Source organism: Acidobacteriota bacterium (assembly GCA_016716905.1).
In the GTDB taxonomy this organism is placed as follows: domain Bacteria; phylum Acidobacteriota; class Vicinamibacteria; order Vicinamibacterales; family SCN-69-37; genus SYFT01.
In genome coordinates this window covers 1-15,700 of the sequence record JADJUS010000019.1, presented here as the reverse complement: position 1 = coordinate 15,700, position 15,700 = coordinate 1, and the positions used below count along the sequence as shown (strand labels likewise).

At 63.4% G+C, this 15,700-nt stretch carries 14 protein-coding genes and 4 pseudogenes; 13 read left to right on the top strand and 5 right to left on the bottom strand.

What is annotated here, in order from left to right:
* The first annotated feature begins 179 nt into the window (after nucleotides 1–179).
* The 11 genes and pseudogenes from IPL75_15725 to IPL75_15675 all read left to right on the top strand — a co-directional run bounded on the left by IPL75_15725 (nucleotide 180) and on the right by IPL75_15675 (nucleotide 8,951).
* On the top strand, nucleotides 180–803 hold the full coding sequence (locus IPL75_15725) for a universal stress protein (GenBank protein MBK9241663.1): 624 nt from the start codon (nucleotides 180–182) through the stop codon (nucleotides 801–803).
* A gap of 20 nt (nucleotides 804–823) precedes the next feature.
* Nucleotides 824–1,012 carry a DUF2892 domain-containing protein gene (locus tag IPL75_15720; GenBank protein ID MBK9241662.1) on the top strand — a complete coding sequence of 63 codons (189 nt, stop codon included), beginning with the start codon at nucleotides 824–826 and terminating at the stop codon, nucleotides 1,010–1,012.
* 181 nt (nucleotides 1,013–1,193) lie between these two features.
* A pseudogene (gene moeB / locus IPL75_15715) lies at nucleotides 1,194–2,301 on the top strand (molybdopterin-synthase adenylyltransferase MoeB).
* 95 nt (nucleotides 2,302–2,396) lie between these two features.
* Nucleotides 2,397–2,861, top strand: a complete 465-nt coding sequence (locus IPL75_15710) for an Rrf2 family transcriptional regulator (protein MBK9241661.1) — start codon at nucleotides 2,397–2,399, stop codon at nucleotides 2,859–2,861.
* Nucleotides 2,858–3,184 carry an iron-sulfur cluster assembly accessory protein gene (locus tag IPL75_15705; GenBank protein ID MBK9241660.1) on the top strand — a complete coding sequence of 109 codons (327 nt, stop codon included), beginning with the start codon at nucleotides 2,858–2,860 and terminating at the stop codon, nucleotides 3,182–3,184. The genes IPL75_15710 and IPL75_15705 overlap by 4 nt, the downstream gene beginning before the upstream one ends.
* A 68-nt stretch (nucleotides 3,185–3,252) precedes the next feature.
* Entirely contained in the window at nucleotides 3,253–4,695 is a 1,443-nt protein-coding gene (sufB, locus tag IPL75_15700; protein ID MBK9241659.1) for a Fe-S cluster assembly protein SufB, read from the top strand.
* A gap of 5 nt (nucleotides 4,696–4,700) precedes the next feature.
* Nucleotides 4,701–5,459: a Fe-S cluster assembly ATPase SufC gene (sufC, locus tag IPL75_15695; protein MBK9241658.1), complete on the top strand. Its 759-nt coding sequence runs from the start codon at nucleotides 4,701–4,703 to the stop codon at nucleotides 5,457–5,459.
* A gap of 2 nt (nucleotides 5,460–5,461) precedes the next feature.
* The gene (gene sufD / locus IPL75_15690; protein ID MBK9241657.1) at nucleotides 5,462–6,766 is read left to right on the top strand and encodes a Fe-S cluster assembly protein SufD; all 1,305 of its coding nucleotides are present in this window, start codon (nucleotides 5,462–5,464) and stop codon (nucleotides 6,764–6,766) included.
* 41 nt (nucleotides 6,767–6,807) lie between these two features.
* Nucleotides 6,808–8,022 (top strand): cysteine desulfurase, encoded by a 1,215-nt coding sequence (locus tag IPL75_15685; protein ID MBK9241656.1) that lies wholly within the window; start codon nucleotides 6,808–6,810, stop codon nucleotides 8,020–8,022.
* A 9-nt stretch (nucleotides 8,023–8,031) separates the two neighbouring features.
* The gene (locus IPL75_15680) at nucleotides 8,032–8,499 is read left to right on the top strand and encodes a DUF59 domain-containing protein (GenBank protein MBK9241655.1); all 468 of its coding nucleotides are present in this window, start codon (nucleotides 8,032–8,034) and stop codon (nucleotides 8,497–8,499) included.
* Nucleotides 8,499–8,951, top strand: coding sequence for an SUF system NifU family Fe-S cluster assembly protein (locus IPL75_15675; GenBank protein ID MBK9241654.1), 453 nt, complete (start codon nucleotides 8,499–8,501; stop codon nucleotides 8,949–8,951). The genes IPL75_15680 and IPL75_15675 overlap by 1 nt, the downstream gene beginning before the upstream one ends.
* Before the next feature lie 42 nt (nucleotides 8,952–8,993).
* Here the strand turns inward: IPL75_15675 and IPL75_15670 are convergent, their stop codons facing one another.
* From IPL75_15670 to IPL75_15655, 4 genes and pseudogenes are all read right to left on the bottom strand, one after another.
* Nucleotides 8,994–9,860 carry a hypothetical protein gene (locus IPL75_15670; GenBank protein ID MBK9241653.1) on the bottom strand — a complete coding sequence of 289 codons (867 nt, stop codon included), beginning with the start codon at nucleotides 9,858–9,860 and terminating at the stop codon, nucleotides 8,994–8,996.
* Nucleotides 9,861–10,029: 169 nt separating this feature from the next.
* Nucleotides 10,030–10,609, bottom strand: a pseudogene (locus IPL75_15665) (hypothetical protein).
* A gap of 71 nt (nucleotides 10,610–10,680) precedes the next feature.
* Complete coding sequence (locus IPL75_15660) at nucleotides 10,681–11,676, bottom strand: hypothetical protein (protein ID MBK9241652.1); 996 nt, start codon at nucleotides 11,674–11,676, stop codon at nucleotides 10,681–10,683.
* Nucleotides 11,594–13,111: a hypothetical protein gene (locus tag IPL75_15655; protein MBK9241651.1), complete on the bottom strand. Its 1,518-nt coding sequence runs from the start codon at nucleotides 13,109–13,111 to the stop codon at nucleotides 11,594–11,596. The genes IPL75_15660 and IPL75_15655 overlap by 83 nt, the downstream gene beginning before the upstream one ends.
* 37 nt (nucleotides 13,112–13,148) lie before the next feature.
* On the opposite strand from IPL75_15655, the pseudogene IPL75_15650 reads away from it, so the two are divergent.
* Both IPL75_15650 and IPL75_15645 read left to right on the top strand, forming a co-directional pair.
* A pseudogene (locus IPL75_15650) lies at nucleotides 13,149–14,293 on the top strand (cysteine desulfurase).
* Nucleotides 14,290–15,114: pseudogene (locus tag IPL75_15645) on the top strand (ABC transporter substrate-binding protein). The pseudogenes IPL75_15650 and IPL75_15645 overlap by 4 nt, the downstream one beginning before the upstream one ends.
* 33 nt (nucleotides 15,115–15,147) lie before the next feature.
* Here the strand turns inward: IPL75_15645 and IPL75_15640 are convergent.
* A complete protein-coding gene (locus IPL75_15640) occupies nucleotides 15,148–15,336 on the bottom strand; it encodes a hypothetical protein (GenBank protein MBK9241650.1) in 189 nt (62 codons plus the stop codon).
* Between the last annotated feature and the right edge of the window lie 364 nt (nucleotides 15,337–15,700).

The following is a 15,700-nucleotide window of genomic DNA, read 5'->3' as shown; positions in this document are numbered from 1 at the left end:
CTGCTGCTTTCGCGGATGACGGTGCCGGTGGTGTACTTCGCGATGGCGAATCGCCGGGGGTGCGGCGAATGCGCCGGCGATTGAAGAAGGGGTGCCGGCATGACTGCGACGCTGAAACAGATTCTTGTGCCCGTCGACTTCGGTGAGGCGTCGTCGGCGGCAAATCACCGGCCGGGGCCATGGCGCAGGGCTGCGGCGCACAACTGGTGTTGCTGCACGCGGAGGCGCTTGAAGCGCCGGTGTATTTCACCAAGGAGCAGATTGAGACGATGGCGGCGGAGCGCCGGCATCGTCAGGCGCAGGCTCAGAGATTTCTTGAGGTCTTCGGCAGAAAACACACGCGCGCCCCATTTACCGCCGTCATTGAGATGCGTCCCCCTGTGGAGGCCATCGAGCGCCACGCCGACGGTGCCGACCTGATCGTGATGGGCACGCACGGGCGCACGGGTCCACGATTGTGGTGGTTGGGTTCAGTGGCCGAGCGCGTGCTGCGTGACACCGCCGTGCCGGTGCTGGTGGTGCATGGTGGCGATTCGCCGGCGCTCGCACGACTCGCCGTGTATGCCGCGCCCGGACTGCGAGGGGATGCGGCCTGGGAGCTGGCCCGGAAGCTGGCGGTGGCGTTGGGTGCGACAGCCACCGATCGTCGCCACGATACGGTGCCGGCGTCCGACATGTTTGCCGATGTCTCGATGGTGGTGGTGGCAGAGCCCCGCGTGCATGACCGCGTGTGGCGTACCACCGTTGGCGAGCCGTTGATTCGATCCGGCGTGGGGCCGGTGTTGTTCGTTCCCGAGGCGTAGCCTCTCAGCAGGAGTAGTTGATGACGATTGAAGCGATGTTGCGATTGATTGCCGGTGCGTTCGTGATGGCGAGCGTCCTGCTCGGCATGTATGTGGACGCCCGCTTCTTCTGGTTCACCCTGTTCGTCGGCGCGAACCTGTTCCAATCAGCCCTCACCGGCTGGTGCCCGATGATGTCCATATTGAGGAAGGTAAGGGGACGGGTGTGATTTCCACAGAAACCCGCGAAATGGGGACAGGTCTCGCGACCAAACGACCTCAGAGGTCGGTTTCAAGAGACCAGAGGAAACCGACCTCTGAGGTCGTTTGGTCGCGAGACCTGTCCCCATTTCGCGGGTTTCTGTGGAAAACACACCCGTCCCCCTACCATCCCGCATCTAGAATCATTGAATGTCCTCGCCTGACGCGGTTCGGTATGCGCGACACCTGTTGCTGCCGGAACTCGGGCGGCAGGGGCAGCAGCGATTGCTCGATGCGCGAGTCCTCATCGTTGGCCTGGGTGGGCTGGGGTCACCGGCCGCGTTGTACCTGGCTGCGGCGGGTGTCGGCACGCTCGGCCTGGTGGACTTCGATGTGGTTGACGAGTCCAACCTGCACCGGCAGATTATTCATGGCACTGGGGACATCGGCCGCTCCAAGCTCGCATCAGCGGCCGCGAAGATCCGTTCGGTCAACCCCGGATGTCGTCCTTGAACAACACGAAGTTCCGTTTGGCGTCTCGAACGCCCGCGCGCTGGTGGACGCGTACGATGTGGTGCTGGACGGCACAGACAATTTTCCGACCCGGTACCTGGTCAACGACGCGTGCGTGATGAGCGGCACGCCAAACGTCTACGGCAGCGTCTTCAGGTTCGAAGGACAAGCCGCCGTGTTCGCGGCCCCGGGCGGGCCCTGTTACCGCTGTCTGCACCCCGAGCCGCCCCCGGACGGCCTGATTCCGAATTGCGCCGAAGCAGGGGTGCTGGGCGTCCTGCCGGGCATCATTGGCACTGTGCAGGCCACTGAGGCCATCAAACTCGTCACCGGCATGGGTGAGTCGCTGGCCGGACGCCTGCTGCTATGCGACGCGCTGCGCATGACATTCCGCACCATCACCCTGCCGCGCGACCCGGAATGTCCGGTGTGCGGCGATGCGCCAACAATCGGCACGCTTGTCGCTTACGATCAGGTGTGTGGACCATCGGAGACCGCTGAAATGAAAGACGAAATGACTGTTGACGAACTGCATCAGTGGCGCGAGTCGGGTCACCCGCACATGTTGCTGGACGTGCGGGAGCCGTTCGAACACGCGTCGGCCCACATCGAAGGCGCCGTCCTCATTCCCATGGGCGCGGTCATGCAGCAACTTGACGCCCTGCCAAGAGACCGGACGGTGGTGGTGCAGTGTCAGTCCGGGGCCCGCAGCGCCCGGGTGACCGCTGCCCTCAGACAGAAGGGCTTTGAGGCGGTCAATCTGGCCGGGGGCATTCACGCGTGGCGAATGGCGGGGTATTCGTAGTGGCGACCCTCGCCGGCTTGCAACAACCCGCCGGTACTTCTAAGATGGACTAGTTCGGTCGGACATATCCGGCCTCGCAGCAAAAAGGCCCCGCAATGCTACGGCTCTCAAAAAAAACTGACTACGCGCTTCTGGCGGTGAGACACCTGGCCGCCAATGCCGATCGGGGAGCGGTTTCGGCGAGGGAATTGGCAGAAACCTACGATATTCCGCCTGAATTGCTGGCCAAGGTGCTCCAGAAGCTCGTGCGAGGCCGGCTGCTTGAATCGCAGCAGGGGATTCGCGGTGGATATGCCCTGGCACGTGCCGCCGCGGCCATGTCGGTGGCAGATGTCATTCAGGCGGTCGATGGTCCGTTAATGGTCACTGCGTGTTCTGAAGAAGACCATAGCTGCGACCAGTACTCGAAGTGCAACATCCGCGATCCGCTGTGGCGCATCAAGGACCGCATCATTGCCGCGCTGGCCGCCACGTCGGTCGCCGAGCTGGCGATGGAAATGCCGGCGCCTCTGCCGCTTCCCACCGGCGTGATGCCGATGCAGATGGTGAAACGATCATGATTGCCGTGACCCCAATCGCCGCCACGCAGATGCACAAGCTGCTGGCCAGGCACGAAGGCGCGACCGGCCTGCGTGTCGGCATCAAGGCCGGCGGCTGTTCCGGCTTCGAATATGTGTTTGAGTGGGAAGCCGCGCCGACGCCAGCCGACCTTGTGTTCGATGGACCCGAAGGCGTGAAGGTGTGGGTTGACCCCCGCAGCCATCGCTTGCTCGACGGCACCACGCTCGACTACGACACGAGCCTGGTCAGCCGCGGTTTTGTGTTCCAGAACCCGAACGCCAAACAGACGTGCGGCTGCGGAACGTCTTTTAGTGTCGCCTGATGTGACACCGAGGCCGGGCCTTGAGGCCGGTCACGCGCCGGGCAAGCCCCGGCCTCCCAGATCCACAAATGTCCACGCAAGAAGAAACCATCGAGCAACTCGCGACCCGCGAGTACAAGTACGGCTTCGAGACCATTCTCGAATCCGACACCTTTCCCCCCGGCCTCAACGAGGACGTCGTTCGCGCCATTTCGGCGAAGAAGGATGAACCGGCGTGGATGCTCGAGTTCCGCCTGAAGTCGTTCCGCGCCTGGCAGAAGATGACCGAGCCGACGTGGCACAACCTGCACATCGAGCCGATCGACTACTACGGCATCAGCTATTACTCGGCGCCCAAAGCCAAGCCGCAGCTGGCCAGCCTGGATGAACTTGATCCTGAAGTGCGCCGGACGTTCGAAAAATTGGGCATTCCGATCGAAGAGCAGAAGATGCTCGCGAACGTCGCTGTGGACGCCGTGTTCGACAGCGTCTCGGTGGCCACCACCTTCCGCGCGAAGCTTGGGGAGATGGGCGTGATCTTCTGCTCGTTCTCCGAGGCCGTGAAGGATCACCCCGAGCTGGTCAAGCAGTACCTCGGTTCGGTCGTGCCCTACACCGACAACTTCTTTGCCACGCTCAACTCCGCGGTCTTCAGCGACGGGTCGTTCGTCTACATCCCCAAGGGCGTGAAGTGCCCGATGGAACTCTCCACGTATTTCCGCATCAACGCGAAAAACACGGGACAGTTCGAGCGCACCCTGATCATTGCCGACGAGGGTTCACAGGTCAGCTATCTGGAAGGCTGCACGGCGCCGATGCGCGACGAACACCAGTTGCACGCGGCCGTCGTGGAATTGGTCGCGCTTGATCGGGCCACGATCAAGTACTCCACCATCCAGAACTGGTACCCGGGCGACAAGGACGGCAAGGGCGGCATCTACAACTTCGTCACCAAGCGCGGCCGGGCGATGACCGATTCGAAGATCACCTGGACGCAGGTGGAGACGGGGTCGGCGATCACGTGGAAGTACCCGAGCTGCATCCTGCAGGGCGACAACTCGGTGGGCGAGTTCTATTCGGTGGCCACCACGAACAACCGCCAGCAGGCCGACACCGGCACCAAGATGATCCATCTCGGGAAGAACACCCGCAGCACGATTGTGTCGAAGGGCATCTCGGCCGGCTTCGGCCAGAACACCTATCGCGGCGCCGTGAAGATCGGCAAGAACGCGCATGGCGCGCGTAATTACTCGCAGTGCGATTCGTTGCTCATCGGCGACAAGTGCGGCGCGCACACGTTCCCGTACCTGGAGATCAAAAACTCCACAGCGATGGTCGAACACGAAGCGTCAACGTCGAAAATCGGCGAAGACCAGATTTTTTATTGCCGCCAGCGCGGTATTGCCACTGAAGACGCCGTGAACATGATCGTCAGCGGCTTCTGCAAAGAGGTCTTCCGCGAGCTCCCGATGGAGTTCGCCGTGGAAGCCCAGAAACTTCTCTCAATCAGCCTGGAAGGAAGCGTCGGTTAAGTATGTTGCTCGAGATTTCGGATCTGCGTGTCAGGGTCGAGGACAAGGAAATCCTCAAGGGCCTGAGCTTGTCGGTCAACCCTGGCGAAGTGCACGCCATCATGGGGCCCAACGGCTCGGGCAAGAGCACGCTGGCCCGTATCCTCTGCGGCCACCCCGGCTATGAGGCCACGGGCGGCACGGTGGCCTACGACGGCAAGGACCTGCTGGACATGGACCCCGAGGAGCGCGCCCGTGAAGGCGTGTTCATGGCGTTCCAGTATCCGGTGGAAATTCCCGGCGTCAACAACTCCTACTTCCTCAAGGCCGCGCTCAACGCCGTGCGCAAGCACCGCGGACTGCAGGAACTGGACGCCGTCGAGTTCCTCCAGGTGATCCGCGAAAAGGCGAAGCTCCTCGAGATGGATCAGTCGATGCTGCACCGCGCGGTTAACGAAGGATTTTCGGGCGGTGAGAAAAAGCGCAACGAGATCTTCCAGATGGCGGTGCTCGAACCGAAGCTGGCGATTCTCGACGAGACCGATTCCGGCCTCGACATCGACGCCCTCCGCATTGTCGCCAATGGCGTCAACGCGTTGCGCAGCCCCGATCGCGCCATCATCGTGGTGACCCACTATCAGCGCCTGCTCGACTACATCGTGCCGGACTTCGTGCACGTGCTCAGCGGCGGCCGCATCGTGAAGTCGGGCGGCAAGGAACTGGCGCTCGAGCTTGAAGACAAGGGGTACGGCTGGGTGGATGCCGTGGCCGGAGCCCGGGCGTAGCCATGCCGCAGGTAGCCGAGCGTCACGAGACTTACGCGGCCGACTTCGAGGCATTCCGCGAATCACCGGCCTTTGGACCCGAGTGGCTCCGCACCGCGCGGTCCTCGGCCTTTGCCCGGTTCATCGCGCGAGGCTTCCCGACCACGCGCGACGAAGAGTGGAAGTTCACGAACGTGGCCGCGATTGCCGCCACCAGCTTCCGGCGCGTCACCGGCGGCCCAAGAGTGACCGCGGCCGACCTCGAGCCGTTCCTCTTCAAAACCGCGTTCGGCATGCAGGCCGTGGTGGTGAATGGCCGGCTGTCTTCTGAACTCTCGTCGCTCGAGAACCTGCCGGCGGGCGTCACTGTGTCCGGCATGGCCGAAGCGATGACCGACCAGCCGCCCCTGGAAGGCCCGAGCCTCAAGAGCGACCATCCGTTTGTCTTGCTGAACACGGCCTTCTGCGAAGGCGGTGTCTTCATCCACATCGCCCCGAAGGCCGTGGTGACCGAGCCCATCCATGTGCTCTTCATCTCGGCACCAGGCGCCGATCCTGGCCTTGTGGCTCCGCGCCTCTTCGTCGTCGCTGGTGAGCAGTCGCAGTCATCCATTGTGGAGAACTACGCGGGAATCGGCGCCGCGCCGGTGCTGACCACCGCCGTGACCGAGGTGCTGCTGGGACCGGGAGCGATGGTGGACCACGTCAAGGTGCAGCGCGAAACGGCCGAGGCCTTCCACATGGCCAGCACGTTTGTGCATTTGCACCGTGCCAGCACGTTTACGTCCCAGGCCATCACGTTCGGCGGGCGCATCGCGCGCAACGACATCACGGCCACACTTGCGGGAGACGGCGCCGAGTGCACGCTCAACGGCCTCTACGTGGCCGACGGCGAGACCCTCGTGGACACGCACACCACCATCGACCACGCGATGCCGCACTGCCCGAGTCACGAAGTCTACAAAGGCATCCTGACCGGACGCGCCAAAGCGGTGTTCAACGGCAAGATCATCGTGCGGCCCGACGCCCAGAAGACCGACGCGAAACAGACCAACAAAGCGCTCCTGCTCTCGGACGAAGCCTCAATCAACACCAAGCCGCAGCTCGAAATTTTTGCGGATGATGTGAAGTGCACCCATGGCGCGGCCATCGGCCAGCTCGATGCCGACCAGTTGTTCTACCTGCGCGCTCGTGGCATCGGAGTGCAGGATGCGCGCAACATGCTCATTCACGCGTTTGCCAGTGATGTCCTCAACGGGATCAAACACGACGCCGTGCGAGACCGTCTCGAAGAGGTCCTGGTCGAGAAGCTGCACCTGCCGGCATGACCCCCCAGGCCGTCCCCGCCGCGTCATCGACGCCAGCATCCCTGGATGTGGTGGCGGTGCGCGAGCAGTTCCCCGCGTTGCATCAGCTGGTGCACGGCAAGCCACTCGCGTATCTCGACAATGCCGCGACAACCCAGAAGCCACGGGTGGTGCTGGACGCCTTGCGCCATTACTACGAGCGCGACAACGCCAACGTCCACCGGGGCGTGCACACCCTCAGCGAACGGGCGACGGCGTCCTACGAGTCGGCCCGACGCAGTGTGCAGCGGTTCCTGAACGCCAGAAGTGAACGGGAAATCATCTTCACGCGCAACGCCACCGAGAGCATCAACCTGGTGGCTCGCGCATGGGGCGACTGGCAACTGAAGCCTGGCGACGAAGTGCTCATCACCGCGATGGAGCACCATTCAAATATTGTCCCGTGGCAGATGGCCTGCGCGCGGACGGGCGCCATCCTCAAGGTGGCGCCGATCGACGATCGCGGCGACGTGATCCTGGAAGAGTTTGCGAAGCTCCTGACACCTCGCACGAAGATGCTGGCCGTCGTGCATCTCTCCAACGCACTCGGCACGATCAATCCGGTTGAGGACATGATCGCGGCGGCCAGGCGGGTGGGCGCCACGGTGCTGATTGACGGATCGCAGGCGGCGTACCACATGGCCGTGGACGTGCAGGCGCTGGACCCCGACTTCTACGTGTTCACCGGCCACAAGGTGTACGGCCCCACGGGCATCGGCGTGTTGTATGGCCGCGAGTCGCTCCTTCAGGCCTGCCCGCCGTTTTTGGGCGGCGGCGACATGATTAGCTCCGTCACCTTCGAGAAGAGCGAGTGGAACGAGCTGCCGTACAAATTCGAAGCCGGCACGCCGAACATTGCGGATGCTATCGGCCTGGGCGCCGCCATCGAGTTTGTCCGCGGCATCGGCTTTGATGCCATCGGCGCGCACGAATCCGCGCTGCTCGCGTACGCCACCGCTCGGCTCTCCGCCGTGCCGGGCCTGACGATCATCGGCACCGCACGGCGCAAGGCGAGTGTCGTGTCGTTCGTCATGGACGACCTGCACCCACACGACATCGGCACCATCGTGGACCGCGAGGGTGTCGCGATTCGCACCGGGCATCACTGCGCGCAGCCCGTGATGGACCGCTTCGGGATTCCGGCGACGGCTCGCGCGTCGCTGGCGATGTATAACACGACGGACGAAATCGACGCGCTGGTGGTGGCGCTTGATCGCGTCCGTCAACTGCTAGGGTAAGGCATGGGCATGTTTTCATTTCTCACGGGCAAGAAGGACCAGGCGGAAGACGCGGCCGTGTCGCAGACGCCATTCACGGCCCCAGACGCCTGGACGTCCGAGGCATTAACCAGCCCGAAGCCCGAGACGACGCACGATGCGTTGCAGGTGGGGCCGCTCGACACCGAGCAGACGGCAGAGTTCCAGGGCAAGATTGTGGAAGCCATCAAGACCGTCTACGACCCCGAGATCCCCGTCGATATCTACGAACTCGGCCTCATCTACGACATCATCGTGGACGCCGAGAAGCGTGCGCTCATCAACATGACGCTGACCAGCCCCGCATGCCCATCGGCGCAGCAACTGCCGCTCGAGGTGGGATTCAAAGTGAAGGCCATTCCCGGCATCACCGATGCGAAAGTCGAGATTGTCTGGGAGCCTGCCTGGACGAAAGAGCGGATGTCGGAAGCCGCGAAGCTCACGCTGGGATTTTTCTGATGCAAGACCTCAACGACCTCTATCAGGAGGTCATCCTCGACCACAATCGCCGGCCGCGCAACTACGGGCCGCTGCCCGACGCCACCCAGTCGGCAAAGGGGCACAACCCCCTGTGTGGCGACAAGCTGACGCTGTCACTCAAGGTCGAGGGCGATCGCATTACGGGAATCGCGTTCGAGGGCTCCGGGTGCGCCATTTCGAAGTCGTCTGCCTCGCTCATGACCGACGCGGTCAAAGGCCACACGATTGATGAGGCGACTGAACTGTTCGACAAGTTCCACCAGATGGTGACCACACCCATCGACCAACCGGTAGACGAAGAAGCCGTCGGCAAACTTGCTGTGCTTGCCGGTGTCCGCGAGTTTCCCGCTCGGGTCAAATGTGCGTCGCTTGCCTGGCATACGCTCAAGGCCGCGCTCACGAACGCGCCCGTCCCCGCCAAAACGGAGTAAGTCTTCGGAGGCCGGGTCTTTAGACCCGGCAAATTGGCGAGTCTAAAACTTCCAGACAAAGTTCACGATCGGGAACGCAAATAGTTCGCCGGTGGCGAGCGGGGCAAACAGACCGATGTCGGCCGACAGCGATTCGCCGATGAACCGAACGCCTCCCGAGACGATCGCGTCGCCGCCGATGAAGTAGTTTTCGCTGATGAGTTTGATGCGCCGGCTCACGCGTCGTTCGCCGCCCACCATCAACAGCGCGGATCCTGTGTTGTTGCCGCCGTACACTTCGTACGCCCATCCCGCGCCCACCGTCACCGCATCGTCTCGCGTCCCGAAGGTGCCGGCTGCGTACGCGATGCCGAAGTTGCCGTCGCCGACGTTCAGGAAGTGCAAGGCCCCGACAGCGACGCTGGCACCATCTCCTTCGTACAGCTGGAACTTTGGAGTGAACCAGAATGGGTGCTCCCCGCCACCAAAGAACAGCGGCGTGCCGCCGCCGATCGACAACCGGTCGGTGATGCCCACCTGGACGAAGGGCATGACGGCTTCGTAGATTCCGAAGTAGGATTCGCCCCTTTTCAGGGAGCGGCCCGTGGGCCCAAAAAACAGCCGGGTTGGATTCGGATCCTCCCTGAAGAACTCCTTCCCGACCAGCGCCCCCTTACCCGCAGTGATCGACGCGATGTTGGCCCTTGCCAATTCGATGATGGCCCCGCCTGGTGTCCGCAGGATCACCCGATCGGGCGTGTCGAGCTGCAGGTATCCGTAATACCGCGCTCCGTCCGTCGTCTTCACCTCGTAGATCTGAAGATCGGCTGCCGCAGGTGGGGATTGCTGGGCAAAAACCGGCGCCGCGCCGGCGATCCCAAAAACTAGAACAAGGACCGTTCCAACGAACGTGCTGTGCAGGAGCCGCATAGGGGGGCCTCCAAGCCGGCCGCCCGATGGCCGATACGTCAAGCCTAACAGCGATTCCCTGGACCCGCCTCCGCCAAGGCTACGGCGAGGCAAGCCCTGGACCCGCCTCCGCCAAGGCTACGGCGAGGCAAGCTCTGGACCCTGGACTCTGGACTCTGGACCCTGGACTCTATTGCCCCCAGGGTGCCGGCGGAACCGGCACTGGCGTGGTCAGGTCGAACTCCACTCGAAACCGGCGACCGGGGCGCGTGAGTTCGTACGCAAACATCTTGCCCGGTTCGATCTCCATGGCCCAGACGTTGGTGTTTGATACGGCGCGATTCTCCCGGGGTGAACAGGGCCTTCGAAAAGTCATCCACCGGGAACTCCTGGCGGGTCGCGGTGCCTGGCGAGGTCGAGTCGCCGCCATACATCGAGACCGTATCCGGCGTCCCGTCCTGATGGCGGTGGTCGTGTTTGAGCCGCAGGCGGTCAGTCACCAGCGTCAACACCCACGTGCGAGAACGGTCTTCGCCAACGTGAAACGGCACCAGCACCTGTTCTGCTGAGTTGCACGTCCGCACGTGCATGACCAGCGCCTTGCCTTCGAATGGGTCATCGGGCGCAGCGGGCTCATTCGCGACCACCCGTCCCGCATATGCCTGACCACACATGGCGGCCACGGACGTCAGGAAGCTGGCGGCCGGGGACGCTGCCGCTGGCGCGCCGCGGTCGGCGCAGGCAACAGACGCGACAAGTAATGAGCCAATGAGCCAACGGGGCAATGAGGCAATGCCTGAAAATGAGCTCGGAGGCGAATAGGTTCGACCCATCAGTGTGCTCACCGAATCCCCGAGACATCAAGCGTGTACATCCCACGCCCGTACGTCGAGATGACCAGCACGTGATCCACAGGGTGATACTGCAAGTCCGACACCTGCGTGGACGGCAGGTTGCCGCCGAGCACTTCCCACTTCGCGCCACCGTTGGTGGACACAAACACACCGAAGTCCGTGCCAACGAACAACACGTTCGCGTTGGTCGGATGTTCGCGGATGACGTTCACCGGGCCAGCGGGGATGTTGTTCACAATGCTCGTAAACGTCCGGCCGTGGTCTGTGGACTTGTAGATATACGCCGCGAAGTCGTCGTCTTCACGACCGCGCTGCACCACGTAAACCGTTCCCTCGGCATAGCGAGAGGGCACCAGTCCCGCGAACCACTTCCTCACCGGCAACTTGCTCGTGAGTTCGGTCCACTCCTTGCCGCTGTCAATCGTCGTATGCAGCCGTCCATCGTCGCTCCCCACGTACATGAGGCCGGCCTTTCGTGGCGATTCGGCGAGGGCAACGATGGTCTGGTAGGGGATGGCGTTGGAATTCTTGATGAGCATCTCCGCGGCGTTGTTGTTCGTGAGGTCCGGGCTCATGATCTCCCACTTGTCGCCGCGACTTGTGGACTTGTAGACCGACTGGTAGCCCGCATAGATGATCGTGTTGTCGTGCGGCGAGATGATGATCGGCGCCATCCACTGCGCGCGCAGTTCCGCGTCTGGCGGATTCTCAGGCTGAATGTTCGTCACCCGTTGCGGACCCTGAGGCGCAGGCGGCTGAGCGGGTGTGGCTGCACCGGCGCCACGACCTCGCCCTCGTGCGGCGGCAGCCACGCCGAGGTCCGTGCGGCTGAAGTTGCCGTAAAAGCCGTGGGTGTAGACGATGTTCGGGTTGGTCGGGTCGATGGAGTGGTTCGAGCCTTCACCGCCCGGCGCACCCCCACGCCACGGCCGGGATGGCGCCGCGGCCCTTGGAGACGTCCACCAGCCCGCGCCGGCTGCCATGGTCCTGAATCGATCCGTACGCCCACGACGCTGGACGCGTGGTGTCGAGCGAGACGTTGTAGAACTGCGCGCCGGCGGCTGACACGGCAAACACCCAGGTCTTGCCGCCGTCGAGCGAGTGATACACACCGCCGTCGTTGGAGTTGTAGAGCTTGAGCGGATCCTTCGGATCGATCCAGAGACCGTGGTGGTCTCCGTGCACACCGCCCGTAGAACTGCCATCAACGTTGCTGACGGAGGCGCCGGTGGCGTTGCTGAACGTCTTTCCGCCATCGATCGACCGGTTCATGCCCAGCCCCAGCGTGTAGATGGTGTTCTCGTTGACGGGATCCACCCGAATCTGGCCAAACACCCATCCGTACGTGCCTGAGTGCTGAATCATGAAGTTGTTGTTTTCACTGACCTTACGCCAGGTCGCGCCCTTGTCGTCGGTGCGGTAGATCTCGGCGGCTTTGATCCGGCCGTTCGTGATCGCGCGTCCATAGGCATCGCGCTCGTTGGCCTGCGGTCCGCGGCCTTCTTCGTAGTTATCCACGAAGGCATAAAGGACATTGGGGTTCGAGCGCGCGATGTCGATGCCGATGCGGCCGCGGAACTGCGGCGCCGGCAGACCCTGGCTCATGTCTTTCCAAGTCTGGCCACCGTCAGTGGACTTGACCACGCCGCCCTCGTTGTAGCCGGGCTCCACGCGCGGGTCACTCCACTTGCGACGGATGCGCTGCCACATGGCCGCGTACAACACGTTCGGGTCAGTCGGATCCATCACCAGATCGATCGCGCCCGTGCGCGGGCTCTTGTAGTGCACCTTGGTCCAGTTGCGTCCGCCGTCGGTGGTCTTGAATACACCGCGCATCGCGTTGTCAGTCCACTCGTGGCCTGACGCCGCCACGTACACGATGTCCGGATTGGTGGGATGCACGATGATGCGCGAAATGGTCTGCGTGTCGGCCAGCCCCATGTGCGTGAACGTCTTGCCGGCATCTGTGGACTTGTAGATGCCCACGCCAGCCATGGAGGCTCGGAAGATGTTGGCTTCGCCTGTGCCGACCCACACGATGTTCGGGTTGGAGGGAGCGACTTCGACATCGCCGATGCTCGTGGACGCCTCATGTTCAAAGACGGCGCGCCACGATTTGCCGTGATCCTCGCTCTTCCAGACGCCGCTGGTGGCGTAGGCCGCGTAGATGTGCCGCTGGCCTGCGACGTCCACCACCGCCACGTCCGTGGAGCGGCCGCTGATGTTCGTGGGGCCCAGCGACTGCCAGGTGGCGCTCCGGTAGGGCGAAGCCTGGCGCATCGACTGATAGGTGCCCCAGGCCTTCAGGAGACCGTCCGCATCCATACGCGCCGGGGCCTGAGCCCATGGCGTTGCGATTCCCGCCGCGGTGACGAACGCGGCTCCAGCCAGCACACTACCAATCAGAAAACGACGCATGGGTGTCCTCACCTAAATCTCGTAATATTACCGGGCGATGTCGCGCCCGCCCGTCTACCTTGACTATCACGCCACGACGCCCGTGGACCCGCGGGTCCTCGAGGTCATGCTGCCTTACTTTACCGAAGTCTTCGGTAATCCCGCATCTTCAAGCCACCAGTGGGGCTGGAAGGCCCAGGAGGCTGTGGAAGAGGCCCGGCGGCGTGTCGCGGCCCTCATCGGGGGCACCGCGCGCGAGATTACGTTCACGAGCGGCGCGACCGAATCCAATAATTTCGCCATCAAGGGCGTGGCGGCGTCGGCTCCGGAAGGCCGCCGGCACATGGTGTGTTCCGCCATCGAGCACAAGTCTGTGCTTGAGGGCTGCAAGAGCCTCGAGAAACAGGGCTGGACGTGCACCGTGGTGCCCGTGGGACCGGACGGACGGCCTGACCTGAATGCGCTGGCCGATGCCGTGACAGATGCCACCGCGCTCGTCAGTGTCATGGCTGCCAACAACGAAGTGGGCGTGTTGCAGCCCATGGCCGAGATCGCGGCCATCACCCACGCGAAGGGCGCGCTCTTCCACACGGACGCCGCGCAGGCCGTCGGGAAAGTGCCCGTGGATGTGCAGGCGGCTCAGGTGGACTTGCTCTCGCTCACCGGGCACAAGATGTACGGCCCGAAGGGCTGTGGCGCACTTTCATCCGTCGCCGCACCGAACTGGCGCCGCTCATCATCGGGGCGGCCAGGAGCGCGGCATGCGGTCCGGCACCCTCAACGTCCCCGGCATCGTCGGCTCGGTATGCCTGTCTCATCGACATGCGGGACATGCCCGTGGAAAGCGCGAGGCTCACCGGACTGCGCAACCGCCTGCTGGACGGTTTGCGCACACAGATTGGCGGGGTCACGGTGAGCGGGTCGATGGACCATCGCCTGCCGCACAACCTGCACGTCGGGTTTGAGGGCGTGGATGGGTCGTCGCTGATGATTGGCATCTCCGACATCGCAGTCTCTTCCGGCTCGGCCTGCAGCCTCGGCCTCGGCCACCCCATCACGTGCTGCTGGCGCTGTTTGACCTGACCATGTGCCATCGGCTACGATCAGGGTTTGGGCTCGGGTCGCCACACGACCGACGCCGACATCGACTACGCCATCGAAAAATTCGCGGCTGTGGTCAGGCGCTTGCGCGAGGCTGAATGAAGATCACCGTTGCACACAGTCCGGATTCCGATGACGCGTTCATGTTTTTTGGTTTGGCCAGCGGCGCCGTGCAGGTGCCGGGCATCGAGGTAGACCAGGTTCTCTCGGACATCGAAACCTTGAACCGGGCCGCGTTCGAGGGCAACATGAAGTGACCGCCGTGTCCTTCCATGCCTACGCGCACCTGCTCGACAAATACGCGCCCCTGCCGCATGGCTCAAGCATGGGCGACAACTACGGCCCCATCCTGGTCTCCACCAGGCCGCTGCCGTCGGATTCGCTGAAGGGCGTCAAGGTGGGCGTGCCTGGACCTGCTGACCACGGCGTTCTCGCTCTGGAAAATGGACGACCCTGACTTCGACTATGAGGTCATTCCCTTCGATGAAATCCAGCAGGCTGTGCTCGAGGGCCGCGTGGACGCCGGGTTGCTTATCCATGAGGGCCAGCTCACGTATCAGGCCGAAGGGTTCCGAAAGATTGTGGACCTGGGGAGTGGTGGTTTGAACGCACGGCGGGTGCCTCTGCCGCTTGGCGGCAACATCATCCGTCGCGATATGGGCCCCGAATTGATGCGCACCGTGTCGACGATGCTGCACGACAGCATTGCGTATGCGCTCAACAATCGAGAGGCGGGCGTGGAGTACGCGCAGCAGTTCGGTCGCGGCCTTGACCAGAAGGACACCGACAAGTTCGTTGGCATGTACGTCAACGCGCTGACGCTCGACTACGGCACTCGCGGTCGCGCGGCCCTGGAACGCTTCTTCGACGAGGCGTTCGAAAAGGGACTGATCCCGAATCGCGTGCCGGTCGAGTTCGTCTGAATCTGCCGGGTCTGAAGACCCGGCCTCCGAACATCACACTTCTTGACGAGCCAACGGATCCTCCGTTGCCTTCCGTTCACGTTTGCCAATGCGAACCATATGCTGGGTGAATTTGAACAAGCCGTCCTGTTTGCGTTGGTCCGCCTTGGGCCCGAGGTCATGGCGCCACCATCCGGCGAGATTGAGCAGCGCACCGGGCCGCGCGTTGTCCATCAGCGCCACTTACGTGACCCTGAGCGCCTCGAAGCCGGGCTTCGTCGTTCGTGGTGGGGAGCCGACCGCAGAGCGGGGCGGACGCCTGCCGCAAACACTACGCGTTAAAACCTGCCGCCGGGCGGAAGGCCCTGGCCCAGCGTATCGCTCATTCAAGGTCTCGTCGAGGGCCCCGAGGACCAGCTCGAGACCTCAGGACGGGCGCCGGGGTCGTGTCGGCCACCCCGCGCGGCGCGCTGGCTGGCGGGCTGTTGCGCCGCCGGCGGAACGGGAGTTCGCGCTCGGCGATCCGAAGAGGAGTTTGCCGACGCGCTCCAACACGGCAGCCATGCCGCACGGCGGCGCTACTCGGCGCGCGGCGTTTCAATCGTTC

Excerpts from the sequence above, each read along its gene's own strand:
- IPL75_15725 (MBK9241663.1), top strand. The coding sequence starts at position 180 with ATGGCGCAGGGCTGCGGCGCACAACTGGTGTTGCTGCACGCGGAGGCG.
- IPL75_15720 (MBK9241662.1), top strand. The coding sequence starts at position 824 with ATGACGATTGAAGCGATGTTGCGATTGATTGCCGGTGCGTTCGTGATG.
- IPL75_15710 (MBK9241661.1), top strand. The coding sequence starts at position 2,397 with ATGCTACGGCTCTCAAAAAAAACTGACTACGCGCTTCTGGCGGTGAGA.
- IPL75_15705 (MBK9241660.1), top strand. The coding sequence starts at position 2,858 with ATGATTGCCGTGACCCCAATCGCCGCCACGCAGATGCACAAGCTGCTG.
- sufB (MBK9241659.1), top strand. The coding sequence starts at position 3,253 with ATGTCCACGCAAGAAGAAACCATCGAGCAACTCGCGACCCGCGAGTAC.
- sufD (MBK9241657.1), top strand. The coding sequence starts at position 5,462 with ATGCCGCAGGTAGCCGAGCGTCACGAGACTTACGCGGCCGACTTCGAG.
- IPL75_15680 (MBK9241655.1), top strand. The coding sequence starts at position 8,032 with ATGTTTTCATTTCTCACGGGCAAGAAGGACCAGGCGGAAGACGCGGCC.
- IPL75_15675 (MBK9241654.1), top strand. The coding sequence starts at position 8,499 with ATGCAAGACCTCAACGACCTCTATCAGGAGGTCATCCTCGACCACAAT.
- IPL75_15670 (MBK9241653.1), bottom strand. The coding sequence starts at position 9,860 with ATGCGGCTCCTGCACAGCACGTTCGTTGGAACGGTCCTTGTTCTAGTT.
- IPL75_15660 (MBK9241652.1), bottom strand. The coding sequence starts at position 11,676 with ATGGCAGCCGGCGCGGGCTGGTGGACGTCTCCAAGGGCCGCGGCGCCA.
- IPL75_15655 (MBK9241651.1), bottom strand. The coding sequence starts at position 13,111 with ATGCGTCGTTTTCTGATTGGTAGTGTGCTGGCTGGAGCCGCGTTCGTC.